Annotated in this window: 15 protein-coding genes; 10 read left to right on the forward strand and 5 right to left on the reverse strand. The window is 72.6% G+C overall.

Annotated features, from left to right (window positions below):
• The first annotated feature begins 24 nt into the window (after positions 1–24).
• Both DFJ67_RS04180 and DFJ67_RS04185 read left to right on the forward strand, forming a co-directional pair.
• Entirely contained in the window at positions 25–516 is a 492-nt protein-coding gene (locus DFJ67_RS04180; protein ID WP_116066658.1) for a PH domain-containing protein, read from the forward strand.
• The gene (locus DFJ67_RS04185; protein ID WP_116066659.1) at positions 513–1991 is read left to right on the forward strand and encodes a PH domain-containing protein; all 1479 of its coding nucleotides are present in this window, start codon (positions 513–515) and stop codon (positions 1989–1991) included. Before DFJ67_RS04180 ends, DFJ67_RS04185 begins: the two co-directional genes overlap by 4 nt.
• A gap of 188 nt (positions 1992–2179) precedes the next feature.
• On the opposite strand, the gene DFJ67_RS04190 is transcribed toward DFJ67_RS04185, so the two are convergent.
• Genes DFJ67_RS04190 through pdxR form a run of 3 tightly spaced genes read right to left on the reverse strand, consistent with a single transcriptional unit; the run spans position 2180 to position 5124 of the window.
• The gene (locus DFJ67_RS04190) at positions 2180–3190 is read right to left on the reverse strand and encodes an ArsR/SmtB family transcription factor (RefSeq protein WP_116066660.1); all 1011 of its coding nucleotides are present in this window, start codon (positions 3188–3190) and stop codon (positions 2180–2182) included.
• Positions 3190–3708, reverse strand: a complete 519-nt coding sequence (locus DFJ67_RS04195) for a hypothetical protein (protein ID WP_147315411.1) — start codon at positions 3706–3708, stop codon at positions 3190–3192. Before DFJ67_RS04195 ends, DFJ67_RS04190 begins: the two co-directional genes overlap by 1 nt.
• A gap of 39 nt (positions 3709–3747) precedes the next feature.
• Positions 3748–5124: a MocR-like pyridoxine biosynthesis transcription factor PdxR gene (pdxR, locus tag DFJ67_RS04200; RefSeq protein ID WP_116066662.1), complete on the reverse strand. Its 1377-nt coding sequence runs from the start codon at positions 5122–5124 to the stop codon at positions 3748–3750.
• Positions 5125–5213: 89 nt separating this feature from the next.
• On the opposite strand from pdxR, the gene DFJ67_RS04205 reads away from it, so the two are divergent.
• Positions 5214–6533, forward strand: coding sequence for an FAD-binding oxidoreductase (locus DFJ67_RS04205; protein ID WP_116066663.1), 1320 nt, complete (start codon positions 5214–5216; stop codon positions 6531–6533).
• A gap of 115 nt (positions 6534–6648) precedes the next feature.
• A complete protein-coding gene (locus DFJ67_RS04210; RefSeq protein WP_239096936.1) occupies positions 6649–8070 on the forward strand; it encodes a trypsin-like serine protease in 1422 nt (473 codons plus the stop codon).
• A gap of 27 nt (positions 8071–8097) precedes the next feature.
• Here DFJ67_RS04210 and DFJ67_RS04215 read toward each other — a convergent pair whose 3' ends face one another.
• Positions 8098–9162: an ADP-ribosylglycohydrolase family protein gene (locus DFJ67_RS04215; protein WP_116066665.1), complete on the reverse strand. Its 1065-nt coding sequence runs from the start codon at positions 9160–9162 to the stop codon at positions 8098–8100.
• Between the two features lie 117 nt (positions 9163–9279).
• Here DFJ67_RS04215 and DFJ67_RS04220 point away from each other — a divergent pair, with 117 nt between their 5' ends.
• Genes DFJ67_RS04220 through DFJ67_RS04245 form a run of 6 tightly spaced genes read left to right on the forward strand, consistent with a single transcriptional unit; the run spans position 9280 to position 14853 of the window.
• Positions 9280–10131, forward strand: coding sequence for an STAS domain-containing protein (locus tag DFJ67_RS04220; RefSeq protein WP_116066666.1), 852 nt, complete (start codon positions 9280–9282; stop codon positions 10129–10131).
• Entirely contained in the window at positions 10131–10547 is a 417-nt protein-coding gene (locus DFJ67_RS04225) for an STAS domain-containing protein (protein WP_116066667.1), read from the forward strand. The genes DFJ67_RS04220 and DFJ67_RS04225 overlap by 1 nt, the downstream gene beginning before the upstream one ends.
• Positions 10544–10954, forward strand: a complete 411-nt coding sequence (locus DFJ67_RS04230) for an ATP-binding protein (protein ID WP_116066668.1) — start codon at positions 10544–10546, stop codon at positions 10952–10954. The genes DFJ67_RS04225 and DFJ67_RS04230 overlap by 4 nt, the downstream gene beginning before the upstream one ends.
• Positions 10942–11964 carry a SpoIIE family protein phosphatase gene (locus tag DFJ67_RS04235; protein ID WP_116066669.1) on the forward strand — a complete coding sequence of 341 codons (1023 nt, stop codon included), beginning with the start codon at positions 10942–10944 and terminating at the stop codon, positions 11962–11964. Before DFJ67_RS04230 ends, DFJ67_RS04235 begins: the two co-directional genes overlap by 13 nt.
• A complete protein-coding gene (locus DFJ67_RS04240; RefSeq protein ID WP_116066670.1) occupies positions 11961–13304 on the forward strand; it encodes a sensor histidine kinase in 1344 nt (447 codons plus the stop codon). Before DFJ67_RS04235 ends, DFJ67_RS04240 begins: the two co-directional genes overlap by 4 nt.
• Positions 13291–14853, forward strand: a complete 1563-nt coding sequence (locus DFJ67_RS04245; protein ID WP_116066671.1) for a SpoIIE family protein phosphatase — start codon at positions 13291–13293, stop codon at positions 14851–14853. Before DFJ67_RS04240 ends, DFJ67_RS04245 begins: the two co-directional genes overlap by 14 nt.
• On the opposite strand, the gene DFJ67_RS04250 is transcribed toward DFJ67_RS04245, so the two are convergent.
• A complete protein-coding gene (locus tag DFJ67_RS04250) occupies positions 14850–15941 on the reverse strand; it encodes a serine hydrolase domain-containing protein (RefSeq protein WP_116066672.1) in 1092 nt (363 codons plus the stop codon). The two genes, DFJ67_RS04245 and DFJ67_RS04250, sit on opposite strands and share 4 nt — an antisense overlap.
• Positions 15942–15965 lie beyond the last annotated feature (24 nt).

Consider the following 15965-nt stretch of genomic DNA (forward strand, 5'->3'; position numbering starts at 1 on the left):
GCGCGGTCCCGCCACGCTGGGTCGATGGGGGATCTGGGACTGCACCCGCCACAGCACCGGGTCGCGAGCCGGGCGGTGCGCTGGTGGACCCTGCGCGCGATGATCGGCGCGGCCGTTCCGATCGGAGCGGGCCTGGTCGCCTACGCCATCGCCGGGTCGTGGCGGCCCTGGCTGGGCCCGCTCCTGGGCGCGGTGACGGTGCTGGCCGTCGCGCACGCCGCCGTGGTGCCCACCTGGCGCTACCGGGTGCACCGCTGGGAAGCGACCGACGACGCGGTGTACGCGCTGTCCGGCTGGCTCGTCCGCGAGTGGCGGGTGGCCCCGCTCTCCCGGGTGCAGACCGTCGACGCCACCCGCGGCCCGCTGCAACGCCTGCTGGGCCTGGCCACGGTCACGGTGACCACCGCGTCGGCGAGCGGCCCGGTGCAACTCGTAGCGCTCGACGACGCCGAGGCGACGGAGGTGGCGGCCCGGCTGACCGCGACCGTCGCGGCGACCCGAGGCGACGCGACGTGACCTGGCTGCGGCTCGACCGCAAGGTGGTGGCCGTCGACCTGGTGCGCGCCGCGGCGTCGCTGATCCCGACCGCCGTCACGGCCGGCGTCCTGGGTCTCGAGCCGGGCGACGCCTGGCCCGCGCTGGCGGTCGCGGTGATCGGGGTGACCCGCGCGGCGGCCGACCTGATCCGCTGGGCCACCACCCGCTACCGGATCACCGACGAGCGGGTCGAGATGCGCGGCGGGCTGTTCGTCCGCGGCGAGCGCTGGATCGCCCGGGACCGGATCCGCAGCGTGTCGAGCGACGCCCGGCTGGCCCACCGGCTGTTCGGGTTGCGCGTGGTGACGGTCGGCGCCGGGTTGACCGGGGTCGCCGGAAGCACCGCGGCGTTGCGCATCGACGCCGTCTCGGTCGAGACCGCGCGGCGGTTGCACCAGATGCTCGACGGAGACACCCATGCCCCCGACACCGGCCAGGTGCTCGCCCGCTTCCAGCCCTCGTGGATCTTCTACAACGTGCTCAGCGTCTGGGCCGTCTTCGCCGGGGCCGCGCTGCTGTGGGGCGGCTACTGGCTGGGCCGGCTGTTCGGCTACGACGCGTTCGAGCACGCCCGCCGGCTGGCCGACGGTGTCGCACCACTATGGATCGTGCTGATCGCCGCGCTCGCCTTCACCATCGTCGGCAGTGCCGGCCTGGTCGTCGGCTTCGTCAGCGCGAACTGGAACTTCCGGCTGACCCGCGTGGCCGGCAACCTGCGCACCACCCAGGGCCTGCTGCGCACCAACACGGTCGACCGCGAGGAGCACCGCGTCCGCGGTATCCAGATCCGCGAGCCGCAGGTCTGGCGCTGGCTGGGCGTGGCCGAGACCTCCCTGATCACCACCGGGGTCAGCCTGTGGAGCGCCACCGGCGGTGCGACGATCCTGCCGCGCGGCCCGGTCACGGTCGCCCGCGCGACGGCCGCGGAGATCCTGGGCAGCGATGTGCTGTCCCGCCCGCTGCGCCGGCCACCCCGGGCGGCGCTGCGCCGCCGCCTGGTGCGGGCGACGGTGCAGGCCGCGGTCGCGACGGTCGGCTGGCTGCCGTTCGGCGGCCCGCTCGACGCGATCTGGCTCTTCCCCGCCCTGCTGGCGGTCACCACGGCCGGCGCCGTCCTCGCCTACCGCAGCCTGGGCCATGCCGTGCACGACGGCTACCTGGTGGTCCGCGCGGGCCCGCTCACCCGGGCAACGGCGGCGGTCCAGCTACGTGCCGTGATCGGCTGGCGGGTGCGCCAGTCGTTCTTCCAGCGCCGCCTCGGCCTGGCCACGGTCACGGCCGCGACGGCCGCCGGCCAGGGCGCCTACACCGCACACGACATCGCGGCCACCGATGTGCAAGGGCTCGTGGCCGCGGCAGGACGAGCCAAATACCGGCCAGCGCCCTCGTGCTCGATGGCTGACCCCGCGAGGCTAGTGCCTGTTGCTCGAGGCTTACCCGAACCTCCCGAATAACACGAACAGCTATGGAACCCTTTGCGTCCGCGAACTGCTTCCGAGAATAGGGCGGTAGCGCGACTAGGCCATAGGCTCGTCGACGTGATCAGCTAACTCGCTCCGACATTGCGCTTTGTCCGCCGACCGACAAACTCGACGTTATCCGCCGCCCGATTCGCGCCCCAAAGCGAATCGGGGCGATCTGGTCAGCCGAGCGACGACGATCCGGGGCGGGTCTCGTTGTCGGAGCCGCACGCCGCTACGACGGTCGAACCCAGGCCGGTGCGTTGGTAGAGGACCCGCCGGCCGCTGCGCCAGCAGGTGACCAGGCCGCCTCGGCGCAGGATCGCCAGGTGGGAGCTGACGGTGGGTGGGGACAGGCCGATCGCGCGGGCCAGGTCGGTGGTCGACCGCGGTAGGCGGAGGGTGACCAGTATTTCGGCGCGGGTCCGGCCCAGGAGTGCGCCGAGTGGGTCCTCGTCCTCCTCGGTGGTCGCGTCGTCCTCCTGCCACAGCGAGCCGACGCCGCGGGCGCCGTAGGTCAGGCTCGGGTCGCCGGCCAGGCCGAACTCGATCCACAGGTGCGGCCAGATGAACACGCACGGCACCAGCGTCAGGCCGCCGCCCTCGACGTCGCCCTCGGTGCGGCTGGTGATGCGGATCGCGTGCTCGTGCAGCTCGATCGAGGGGTGCAGGTCGGCCATGAGCTCCGCGATGCCGCCCCGGGTCAGCTTGCCGACGCGGTAGGCGACGTCGGCGTCGAGCACCGCGCGCAGCTTTGGCCAGTGCGGCTCGACGGCGACCCGCCAATATTGCTCCAGGGCGTGCGCCACCCGCGGCGGGCCGTCGGCGCCCAGGTCGACCAGCCTTCGCGCGGCGGGCGGCAGGCCATGTGGGTGTGCCAGCGCCAACTCACTCGCGAAGTGTTCCACCGGCCAGTTGGCGACGAGCTGGAGCTGCTGCTCGATCGTGGTCGTGGTTGCCGTCGCGCCGACGAACAGGAACTCGGCGATGTGTCCCCCGGGCGGGACGACCGCGCTGAGCAGCTCGCGGTCGACCCGCCCGAGGTTCGGGCGGACACGCTCATACCAGCCGTGATGCAGCGGGTGGATGGTGCCCGAATTGATCATGTAGAGGCTCTTGGCGGTCTCCGCGAGTGGCGAGTAGGCGAATCGCAGACGCGCCAGGATGGCGGAGCTGAGCCGGAACCGGATCATCAGGACAGAGTTTTGCACATGTTCTCTGTGGTGCCCCGGGTCTTGGTGAACTCCCGTGTCCCGTCCGGGTTCGCGACGAGCACGTGCGGGCCCTTGACCAGGTAGATACCCGGAGACTTGCTGCCGGCGAAGATCGGGGCGATGCCGTTGCCGTGGAAGACGAACGTGGTGGTGCCCTGCCCGTCGTGGGTCGCCCGCAGCGTGCCGGAGGCGTCCCGCCGCGCCGACCGTCCAGTCTGGACGTTGGAGAACACGACGCCGAGCGGACCCACCCAGTCCTGCACCTTGGGCGTGCCGTCCGGGAAGGTGCTCACCACCCGGGTGAACTCGTGGTCGTAGACAACCTCGCCGTGCAGCTCGAACGAGCAGGCCTCGCCGGCGGGCACGGTGAACGACGGGGTCTGGTAGGGCGTCCAGCCGGAACCGCCGCGGGGTGCGGCGTCGGCCGCGGCTGCGGGTGCCGCTGCCAGCACGACCGCCGCACCCAGCGCGGCCAGGGTCTTGATCAATGGCTTCATGGCACACAGCCTGTGCGGACCGGTGCGCCACGGCCACGATTAGGTGTGTCTCGAATCGTCGGAGCGGAGGGCGGCGGCGAGGTGGGCGATCCCCTCCTCGATCGCCGGCGGGTCGAGGGTGGCGTAGCCGAAGATGAGGCCCGCCGGCCCGGGCGAGAGGCGGTAGCGGCCGACGCCGTAGACGGCGACGCCCCGGGACAGGCCGGCGGTGACGACCGCCTCCTCGGTGAGTCCCGGCGGCAACCAGGCGACCAGGTGCAGGCCGGCCGCCACACCCGCTGGCCGGAACCCGGGTAGGTGGGCCGCCAGCGCGGCCAGCAGGGCGTCCCGGCGGCGCCGGTAGACCGGGCGCATCCGGCGCAGGTGCCGGTCGAACTCGCCGTGCGCGAGGAAGTCGGCGAGTGCGAGTTGGTCGATCGCCGACGAGCCGCGATCGGCGTCGACCTTGGCCGCCGCCAGGTCGTCGACCCAACCCGGCGGCGCCACCAGCCAGCCCACCCGCAGCCCGGGCGCGAGCGTCTTGCTGGCCGTGCCGGCGTAGATCACCCGGTCCGGGTCGAGGCCCTGCAACGCGCCCACCGGCGCCCGGTCGTAGCGGTGCTCCGCGTCGTAGTCATCTTCGATCACCACCGCTCCGGAGGTACGGGCCCAGCGCAGCACCGCCGACCGGGCCGCGGCCGGCAGCACGCCGCCGGTCGGCCACTGGTGCGACGGGGTCAGCACCAGCGCGTCCGCGGACACGGCTTCGAGGCTGCGCACGTCGACGCCGTCCGGACCAACCGGCACGCCGATCACCTCGAGACCGGCGGCGCGGGCGTGTGCCCTGGCGTCGTCGTCGGGTGACGGGTCCTCGACCGCGATGCGCCGGGCGCCGCGCCGGGCCAGCTGTTGCACCACCAGCGCGATGCCCTGTGCGAAGCCGTTGGTGACAACCACCGTCGACGGCGTGACGACGGTGCCGCGCACCCGGTTGAGATAGTCGGCGAGGGCGAGTCGCAGCTCCGGCACGCCCTGCCCGCTGGCATAGCCGAACCGCTCGTCGGGCGCGTGGGTCAGCACCCGGCGCAGCGACCGCAGCCACGCCGCCCGCGGGAAGTGCGCGACGTCGGCCCGCCCGTAACCGAAGTCGACCACGGCCCCGCTCGCCCGCGCCGGTGGCAGCACCGGCGGGGGTTCGGCCGGGCCGGCCGCGACCCGGGTGTAGCCGCCGGGCCGGCTGCTCAGGTAGCCCTCGGCGACCAGTTGCTGGTAGGCCTCGACCACGATGCCCCGGGAAACGCCGAGGTCGGTCGCGAGCGTGCGGGTCGGCGGCAGCGACGCACCGAGCGGCAACCGCCCGGAGCGAATCCGGTCGCGGATCCCGGCCTCGATCTGCCGGTGCAGCGCAACGCCCGCCGCACGGTCCAGCGGGATCATCAGGTCCGTTGCGGTTGAGGAATTGGTCCAGGAATCCACCACGGAATCGGAGCTTATTCGCTGTACCGATTCTTGGCACCGTAGCTGTCATGACGACGACGCCAGCATCCCTCACCGGACAGGTCCTCTTACCTACCGACGACGGCTACGACGCCGCGCGCTCCGTCTGGAACGCGATGGTCGACCGCCGGCCGCGGCTGATCGTGCGGTGCGGCACGGTCACCGACGTGGTCAACGCCGTCCGCTACGCGCGCGACCACGACCTCGAGATCGGCGTGCGCTGCGGCGGCCACAGCGTGCTCGGGCTCGCCGTACCCGCTGATGGTCTGATGATCGACCTCACCCCGATGGGCGGCGTCACCGTGGATCCGCGCACGAGGCGCGCCGTGGTGCAGGGTGGCGCGCTGCTCGGCGCCCTCGACCGCGCCGCGCAGCGGCACGGCCTGGCCACCACGGCCGGCAACGTCTCACACACCGGCGTCGGCGGCCTCACCCTCGGCGGCGGGATGGGCTGGCTGGCGCGGCAGTACGGGCTGTCCTGCGACAACGTCGAGTCCTACCAGGTGGTGACCGCCGACGGCGCCGTGGTCACGGCCAGCCGGCACGAGCACCCGGAGTTGTTCTGGGGCCTGCGCGGCGGCGGCGGCAACTTCGGCATCGTCACCGCGTTCGAGTTCCGGCTGCATCCGGTCGGCACCCGGGCGCTGCTGGCCAGCTACTCGTTCGATCCGGCCGACGCGGTCGCGGTGCTCGAGGGCTGGCGCGACCTCAGCGCGGCGGCGCCCCGCCAGGCCACGTTCCAGGCCTCGGTCGGCGCCAACGGGCTGGTCGACGTCGGCTTCGTCTGGGTCGGTGACCCCGCGCAGGGGCGCCGGCTGACCCACGACTTCGCCGGGCTGGGCCGGATCCGCGAGCAGCACGTCCGCGAACTGTCCTACCTGGACCTGCAAACGATCGACGACACGACGGACGGGCACTTCTTCCGGCGCTACTGGAAGGGGCTCTACCTCGACCGCTTCCCGGCTGCCGCCGCGGCCGCGTTCGCCGAGCGGGGCGACGCCGACCCGGCCCTGCGCCCGGGAGTGTCGTTGCAGGCCTACGGCGGCGCGATCCAGGACGTGCCCGACGACGAGGCCGCCTACGGCCAGCGCGGCACGCTCTTCGAGTTCGTCGCGGCCGGCCGGTGGGAGGACGCGGCGGAGGACAGCGACCGGATGGCGGCCGCCCGGGCCGCGGCGGCGCCCCTGTCGGCGTACTCCAGTGGCATGTATCTCAACACCCTCAGCGACGAGGGTGCCGCCGGCGTGCGGCGGGCCTTCCCGGCGGCCACGCTGACCCGGCTGATCGCGCTCAAGCGGACCTACGACCCGAACAACATCTTCCACCTGAACCAGAACATCGCTCCCTAAGCGGGTCATGACGGCGGGTCATCACCCGCCACCCCCTTTCAATTCGGGATGACCGTTCAGGGATCGAAGAGGCTAGATTCCCCGGATACTCACGAGGTTCGATGGGGAGGAAGCTGTGACCCGACTACGACGAATGGCGCTGTGCGCCGTCGCCGCGATCGCACTGGTGGCCGGCGGTGGAGCGCTCGCCGGCCCGGCCAATGCGTCGCCGGCGGTCCCGACCGGTCCGCAACCGATCGTCGGCGGCACGACGGCCGCGCAGGGCGAGTTCCCGTGGATGGTCCGGCTGTCGATGGGCTGCGGCGGGGCGATGTATACGACCAGCCTGGTGTTGACCGCGGCACACTGCGTCAACGGCACCGGCACCAACACGTCGATCACCGCGACCTGGGGCTCCGTCGACCTACAGGACCCGTCCCGGACCACCCGGCAGTCCAACTACGTCTACCGCGCACCCGGCTACAACGGCAACGGGAAGGACTGGGCGCTGATCCGCCTGGCCAGCCCGATCAGCAGCCCGCTGCTGCGGATCGCCACCGACACGTCGCTGCACAGCGGCTCGTTCACGGTGGCCGGCTGGGGTGCCGCGGTGCAGGGCGGTGGCCAGCAGCGCTACCTGCGCAAGGCGACCGTGCCGTTCATCAGCGACAGCACCTGCGCGGCACAGGGCGGCGAGTATGCCGGCCTGATCGCCAACGAGGAGATCTGCGCGGGCGTGCTGCCCGGCGGCGGCATCGACACCTGCCAGGGCGACTCCGGCGGCCCGATGTTCAAGCGCGACGCCAGCAACGAGTGGGTGCAGGTCGGCATCACCTCCTGGGGCATCGGCTGCGCCCAGCCCAACGCGCCCGGCGTCTACACCGAGGTGCGCACGTTCGCCGCCGACATCCTGGCGGCCGCGGTCTCGCTCGGCGGCGGCCCCGGCGGTGGCGGCGTCGCGGTGGGCAACCCGGGCAGCCGGACCTCGACGGTCGGCACGGCGGTCTCCGCCACGCACAGCGCCTCCGGTGGCACCGCGCCCTACACCTGGTCGGCGACCGGCCTCCCGCCGGGCCTGTCGATCTCCTCGTCGACCGGCACGGTCAGCGGCACGCCGACCACCGCCGGTTCTTACGGCGTGACGGTGACCGCGACCGCGGCGGCCGGCGGTTCCGGCAGCACCTCCTACACCTGGACGGTCAACGCGGTCGGCGGCTGCGGCGCCATCACCAACGGCACCGACCTGACCATTCCCGACGTGTCCACCGTGGAGAGCACGATCACCGTGTCGGGTTGCTCCGGCAACGCCTCGGCCTCGTCCAGCGTCGAGGTGCACATCGTGCACACCTACCGCGGCGACCTCGTCGTGACCCTGGTCGCGCCGGACGGCAGCCTCTACACGCTGCACAACCGCACGGGCGGCAGCGCCGACAACCTCGACTCGACCTTCACCGTCAACCTGTCGAGCGAGGCCCGCAACGGTGCCTGGAAGCTGCGGGTGCGCGACGCCGCGGCGGCCGACACCGGCTATCTCAACTCGTGGACGCTCACGCTCTGACGCACAAAGCTGGCCGCTACCCGGCCGTCAACTGCCCGGGTAGCGGCTTGTCCAGCTCGTGTACGGCCCGTAGTCGCCGTGCAACTGGTCACGCTGGGTGTATTCCAGCACGAGGTCGTCGGCCACCTCGAGGATCGTGCCCCGGCCCTCCAGGCGAAACACCCAGTCGGCCGGCAGGGCCTCTTCGCCGTGCCACGCGCCGAGCAGGTTGCCGGCGATCGCGGCCGTCGAGTCGCTGTCGCCGGAGTGGTTGACCGCGACCAGCAGCGCGCGCCGCACGTCGGTCGGGTGGGCCAGCGCCGCGTAGACGCCGATCGCCAGCGCCTCCTCGGCCACCCAGCCACCACCGAGCCGCTCGACCAGTTCCGGGGTGGCGGCCCGGTCGAGGCCCAGCGCCGCGCGCAGCGCCGAGGTGACCTCGTCGTGCCTCGGCCGTTGCCGGAGCAGCACCAGCGCACCCTCGACCGCCTCGACCAGCTCCTGGCCGGCGACGAGGCCGTGGGTGATCGCGGCGAACGCGCCGGCCGCGAGATAGCCGGACGGATGCCCGTGCGTCTGCACCGCGCACTCGACCGCCAGGTCGAACGACTGCTCGACAGTCCATCGTGGATGCAGCCCGAACGGGGCCGAGCGCATCACCGCGCCACAGCCCTTGGAGTCGGGGTTCGCCGGGTTTTCCAGGGTGCCCATCCGCCCGGCGGCGAGACCCGAGAGGCAGGCGTTCCCGGGCGCGCGTCGCGCGTAGAGGAAGGACTGGCCGGCGAGCCAGCCGTCGACCTCGGCCGGCGGCGCGGGCAGCCGTTGGGTGTCGAGCCAGCGCAGGTGGGCCCGATGGACGACGGACGCGGGATGGCAGACGCCCCGGTCCCAGCGGACGCTCGCGCGGATCAGCCCCTCGACGGTGAACAGCGTCATCTGGGTGTCGTCGGTGATCAGCGCCGGGTCGCCGAGCAGGTCGGTCAACCCGTCCGGCCCGAATCGCTCCCGGATCCGGTGAGTCGATAGGAATTCCACCGGATTGCCCAGTGCATCCCCAATTGCCCCACCGAGCAGGCAACCTCGTACCCGTGCCCGAAAGCCCTTGTCTGGCATCCGCGCATCGTAGGTTCCGCAGGTAGTTGCCGCGCAGCACGGATTGGTTGCAACGGTGGTACGGTTCGCCCGCTGGCGGCATCCCGGCCCGCCGGCCCGTCCCTGGGGAGGGTATGGATGGGGCTCACCGCGGATGAGAGCGGCCGCCTGCTGGCGCTGCTCGAAACCCACGCCGAGACGCTGACCGCGACCTGGACCGACGCCGTCGCCGCACCCCTGCGCGGCCGTCTGACCAGGGCGGAGCTTCAGAAGCAGGTCCAGGATCTGCAACGCGCCATCGTCGAGGCGCTGGAGGCTGGCGCCTTCGACCTCGGCAACGACGGCGCGGCCAGCCTGCGCGCCACCCTCGTCGACCTGTCCCGCGGGCGCGCCCGGCAGGGGTTCAGCGCCTCTGAGACGGCCGTCACCGTGTTCGGTCTCAAGACCGCGCTGTTCGACACGGTCGACGTGCACGACGGTGACCGGCAGGCGGTCGCCGACGTGATCGCGGCCAGTCGGATGGTCGACGAGCTGGGCCTGTTCACGTTCGAGACCTATGCCAAGACCCGCGAGGAGCTGATCGCCGACCAGGCCGAGCAGCTTCTCGAGCTGGCCACGCCGGTGGTCAAGCTCTGGGAAGGCGTGGTCGCGATCCCGCTGGTCGGCACCCTCGACTCGGCGCGCGCCCAGGTGGTGATGGAGCGGCTGCTGGAGACGCTGGTCGAGACCAGCTCGCCCTACGCGATCATCGACATCACCGGCGTGCCCGCGGTCGACACCCAGGTCGCGCAGCACATCCTCAAGACGGTGGTGGCGGCGCGGCTGATGGGCGCCGAATGCATCATCTCCGGCATCCGACCGCAGATCGCCCAGACGATCGTGGCGCTCGGCATCGAGTTCGGCGACATCGCCACCAAGGCGACGCTGGCCGACGCGCTGCGCCACGCGCTGCGGATGATCGAGGCGAGCCGCAAGGGCCGGAGCAACTGATGGAACGCGTCCCGGTCCTCAAGATCGGTGATCTCCTGCTGGTCTCCATCCAGGTCGACATGCAGGACCAGACCGCGCTGGCTTTGCAGGAAGACCTGGCCGATCGGATCGTCACGACCGGCTGCCACGGGGTGATCATCGACATCACCGGGCTCGACATCGTCGACTCGTTCGTCGGGCGGATGCTCTCCTCGATCGCCTCGATCTCCCGCGTTCTCGACGCGGAGACGGTGGTCGTCGGCATGCGCCCGGCGGTCGCGATCACGCTGGTCGAGCTCGGTCTCTCGCTCGACGGCATCCGCACGGCGCTCAACGTCGAGCTCGGCATGGCGCTGTTGGCCGAGTCGCGCGCCGACCAGACCGTCGAGCTCGACCTCGGCTTCGACCTCGACGGTCACTCCCCGGCAACGTCGTGACCACGGAAGTCGAGCAGCAGGTCGTCACGATCGCCGCCGACCAGGACGTGGTCCGCGTGCGGCAACTGGTGCGGACGGTCGCGGTCGCGGCGAAACTGTCGCTGGTCGACCAGACCAAACTGGTCACGGCCGCGAGCGAACTGGCCCGCAACACTTTGGTGTACGGCGGTGGCGGCGGCGCCGAGGTGACCTTGGTCGACAACGGCCGGCGCAAGGGCATCCGGATCGTGTTCGCCGACGACGGCCCCGGCATCGCCGACCTCGACCTGGCGCTCACCGACGGCTACACCACCGGCGGCGGCCTGGGCCTCGGGCTCAGCGGCGCGCGCCGCCTGGTCGACGAGTTCGACATCGACACGGCGGCGGGTCGGGGCACCCGGATAACCGTCATGAAATGGGCGCGGTAGCGGTGAGCCGCGCCAGCGGCCTCATCGACGGCGGCCTGTGGTTCCGCCTCGACGACGCCAGCGCGGTCAGCGCCGTGCGCCGGGCCGCACAGGACCTCGGCACCGAGGTCGGGCTCGGCACCGGCCCGCTCAGCGGGCTCGCCATCGTCGCCGCCGAACTCGCCAGCAACCTGGTCAAGCACGCCGACGACGGCCGGCTGCTGGTCCGCCGGGTGCGCTCGGGCGACCTGGCCGGCGTGGAACTGCTAGCGGTCGACGCCGGCCCCGGCATGGCCGACGTGGCCCGGTCGTCGCGCGACGGGCACTCGACGACCGGCACGCTGGGCATCGGCCTCGGCGCGATCGTCCGTCAGGCCGGCTGGCTCGACATGAGCTCCGTCGAGGGCCGGGGCACCGTCGCGGTCGCGCAGGTCTGGCCCGGCCAGGCGCCGGAGCCGGCCACGGCGGCCGCGGTCAGCCGGGCGATGAGCGGCGAGGAGGTCTGCGGCGACGGCTACGCGATCCGGCTCGTCGCCGGCCGCACCCAGGTGCTGGTCTCCGACGGTCTCGGCCACGGTCCGCTGGCCGCCGCGGCCGCCGCGGCGACCGTGCAGGCGTTCCAGGCCGCACCGGCCGACTCCCCGGCCGGCGTCGTCGAGCACGTGCACCGTTCGGTGCGCCATACCCGCGGCGCCGCGATCGCGGTCGCCCAACTCGACGAGGATCAGGTCCGGTTCGCCGGCCTGGGCAACATCGCCGGTTTCCTGGTCGACGACACCGCGCGGCGCGGGCTGGTCTCGCTACCCGGCATCGCCGGCCACCAGCGCCGGGCGGTTCGCGAGTTCAGCTATCCGGCGCCGCCGGGGGCGCTGTTGGTCATGCACTCCGACGGCGTGGTCGACCGCTGGCTCCTGGACAACTACCCCGGCCTGCGGGAACGCGCGCCGCAACTGGTCGCGGCGACGTTGCTGCGGGACGCCGGCACCCGGCGCGACGACGCCTGCGTGCTGGTGGCGAGGGCCGGCCGATGACGCGGCTGTTGCACCTGGTGCTGCGTACCGAATCCGATGTGTTCGTGGCCCGGCAACGGGCCCGTGAGGTGGCCGCTGCGGTCGGCCTCGAACGGCAGGACCAGGTGCGGCTGGCGACCGCGCTCAGCGAAGTGGGCCGCACCCTGTTCACCGACCGGGACGGGCCGCCGGCGACCGCCGCCGAAGTGTGGTTCGGCGTCGACGGTGCGACACTTCAGGTCGAGGTTGTGGCGGTCGGGCCCGGGCAGGCGGTGCGGCTGCCGACTCTCGGCCGGCTGGTCGACGACCTCACTGTCCAGGATGGACCGACGACGACGGTGGTGCGGATGAGCCGGCGGATCCCGGTTTCGGCGGGGCTTAACGCTGAAGACCTCGACCGGATCCGCGCCGACCTTGCCGCCCTGGCACCGCGCACCCCGCTCGACGAGATGGCCGAGCAGAACGAGCAGTTGCTCTCCGCGCTCGAGGAGACCCGCGCCCACCGCGACGACCTGGCCCGGCTCAACGCCGAGCTGGAGGAGACCAACCACGGCGTGATGGCGCTCTACACCCAGCTCTCCGGCGAGCTGGAGGAGACCAACCGGGGCGTGGTCGCGCTCTACGCCGAGCTCGACGAGCGGTCGGCCCAGCTACGCGCGGCCAGCGAGGCGAAGACCCGCTTCCTGGCCAACGTCAGCCACGAGCTGCGCGCGCCGGTGACCGCGGTGATCGGGCTGGCCCGGCTGCTCGACGACGCCGAGTCCGACCCGCTGACCGAGCAGCAGGCCCGCGAGGTCGCCCTGATCCGCGGTTCCGCCGGCGACCTGTTGCGCCTGGTCAACGACCTGCTCGACCTGGCCAAGGCCGAGTCCGGCACGATCCAGCCAGACTGGTCCGATGTAGACCTGCGGTTGGTGTTCAGCCAGCTCCGCGGCACCGTGCGGGCGATGGCCACCGGCGCCGTCGAGCTGGTCGTGGTCGACCCGGAGCAGCCGGCGACGATCCGCTCCGACGAGGTGCTGCTGGCCCAGGTGTTGCGCAACCTGCTGCACAACGGGCTCAAGTTCACCGCGGCCGGCTCGGTCCGGATGAGCGCCGCGCGCGATGGCGACGACTGGTTGATCCAGGTCACCGACACCGGCGTCGGCATCGCCGAAGAGCTGCACGAACGGATCTTCGAGGAGTTCTACCAGGTGCCCGGCCGGGCACCGACCGGCGCGACCGGCACCGGCCTCGGCCTGCCCTACGCCCGCCGCCTGGTCACCCTGCTCGGCGGAGCGCTGACGGTGACCAGCGAGCCCGGCGCCGGCAGCACGTTCACGGTGAGGCTGCCGGCGGGCGGCGGCGATGGAGCATCCTGAGTCGGCCACCGTCCTGGTCGTCGACGACAGCGACGCCAAGCGCTACCTGTTGGTGCGCTGGCTGACCCGGGCGGGCCTGACGGTGGTCGAGGCCGACAGCGGCGCCGCCGCCCTCGACCGGGTCGGCCGCGGCGACATCGACCTGGTCGTTCTCGACGTGCGGCTCGGCGACATGAGCGGCTTCGAGGTGGCCGAGCAGATCAAGGCTCACCCGGCACTGGCCGCGACCCCGATCATCCACGTCTCCGCGCACGCGGTCGACGTCGCCGACCGGGCGCAGGGCCTGACCCGCGGCGCCGACGCCTACCTGGCCGAGCCGATCGAGCCCGACGAGCTGATCGCGACCGCCCACGCCGTGCTGCGCTACTACCGGGCCCGGCGGCACGCCGAGACGCTGGCCGCGGGCCTCACCCGGTTGGCCGAGACGACGGTGGCGGTCAACAGCGCGCGTACCCTCGCCGAGTTGCTCACCGCGGCCGCGCTCGGCGCGGCGGAGATCTTCGGCAGCGGCGCGGTGGTGGCCGCCGACACGGTCACCGCGGGCAGCTCGGCCGGCGCCCGGCTGGTGGCGGCCGTCCCCGAGCCGACCGGCACCGCGATGGTCCGCGAATGGCCGGCCTCCGCGGCCGTCGTGCCGGTCGGCGCCCTGGTCCGCGCCGACCCCCGCACCCAGTGGCCACAGCTCGACTGGCCGACCGACGACGTGGCCGTGGGCACCGCCCGGCTGCGCGACGACCGCCCGCCGGTGCACGTGGCGGTGCCCGCCGCGGCGTTACGTGAGCAGGCCGACGTGCTGCGCCTGCTGGTCCAGTCGGTGGCGGCCGCGGTCGAGGCGCAGCGCACCTACGACGAGGAACACCGGATCGCGCTCACCCTCCAGCGCAGCCTGCTGCCGCAACGGATCCCGACGGTCCCCGGCTATGACCTCACGGTCCGCTATGTGCCGGCGAGCGCGCAGACCGAGGTCGGCGGCGACTTCTACGAGCTGACGATGATCGACGGGCAGTTGCTGGCCGCGATCGGCGACGTCACCGGCCACTCCCTCTACGCCGCCACCGTGATGGCCGAGCTGCGGCACGCCGTCCGGGCGTACGCCGTCGAAGGCCACCCGCCCGGTGCCGTGCTCGAGAAGGCCAACCAGTTGCTGCTCACCCTGCTGCCCGGCGAGCTGGCCACGATCTGCCTGCTCACGATCGACCCGGCGACCGGCCGGATCCGGCTGGCCAACGCCGGCCACCTCCCGCCGGTGCTGGTCATCGACGGCGCGGCGACGTTCGTCGACCACCCCGCCCCGCTGCTCGGCATCCACGCACCCCGCCCGGGCGACCTCGACCTGTTCCTCCCGCCCGGCGGCACGCTGGTCCTCTACACCGACGGGCTGGTCGAACGCCGGACCCGGGACATCGACCACGGCCTGGCCGACCTGGCGACGGCCGCCCGGCTGGTCGACGAAGACCTGGAAACCTACGCCGACCGCCTGCTGATGACCCTCGCCGTCCCACCGGTCGGCGACGACATCGCGGTCGTCGCCCTGCGCCGCAATCGCTAGCCCACCGCGCTGCGGATCACTCTGCGCAGGTCTTCCATCGGGTCTTCGGCGCCGGCCGACAGCAGGTTCTTGGTCGCGGCCACGGTCAGCCCGATCTCGGGGAACGCGTAAGCGATGCTGCCGCCGTTGCCGCTGGCGCCGAAGAAGTCTTCCTGGAGTTGGTAGCCGAGCCCACGCGGCGCCGGGAAGCCGACCGCCCAGTCGTTGCCGGTCATCGCCAGGGTGGTGGCCTCGTGGAGCCGCTCCGGCGAGATCAGCCGGACGCCGTCGACCTCGCCGATCAGCGCCGCGAACATCTTCGCCGCCGCGCGGGCGGTGATCGTGCCCACCGCCGGGACCTCCGCGCGCAACACGGCCGGGTCGTTGCCGAGCGCGACATCGGGCCGCACCCCGGGCGGCGCGATCCGATCAAAGTTGACCATGAACTGGCTGGCCGCGGCCATCGCCGCCGCCAGGTTGCGGTCCTCGAGGGTGGCCAACCGGGGCAGATCCGCATCGGGTACGGCGAGAAAGAGCTCACCCGCGACGCCCAGCGGCCCGGCGACGTCGTCGGCCAGCACCTGGGAGAGCGTGCGCCCGGTGGCCCGCCGGACCGTCTCACCCACGAGGAACCCGAACGTCCAGGCGTGATAGCCATAGGCGGTGCCGGGTGTCCACAGTGGCGTGGCGTCGGCCAACAGGGCGCACATCCGGTCCCAGTCGGTCAGGTCGGCCCGGGTGAGGTCGGCCGGCAGCGAGGGCACCCCGGCGCTGTGCGTCAGCGCGTGCCGCAGCGTCGTGCCCTCCTTGCCGTGCCGGGCGTATTCCGGCCAGACGTCGGCGATCCGCAGGTCGTAGTCGAGCTCGCCGCGCTCGGCCAGCACGTGCACCACGGTCGCGGTCAGGCCCTTGCCGGTCGAGAAGCTGAAGATCGGGGTGTCGGCGGTGAGCGGCCGCCCGGTCTGCCGGTCGGCGAGGCCGGCGACCTCGTCGAGCAGCACCTCACCATCGAGGTAGGCGGACACCTGCACACCGGCCTCGAGGCCGTCGGCGATCAGCCCGCCGACGGTTGCGCGTACCTGATCCCGCAGCTCATCCCTCTTGATCACAGAACCACGTTACGACCTGTCGCA

Source organism: Asanoa ferruginea, assembly GCF_003387075.1.
GTDB lineage: Bacteria > Actinomycetota > Actinomycetes > Mycobacteriales > Micromonosporaceae > Asanoa > Asanoa ferruginea.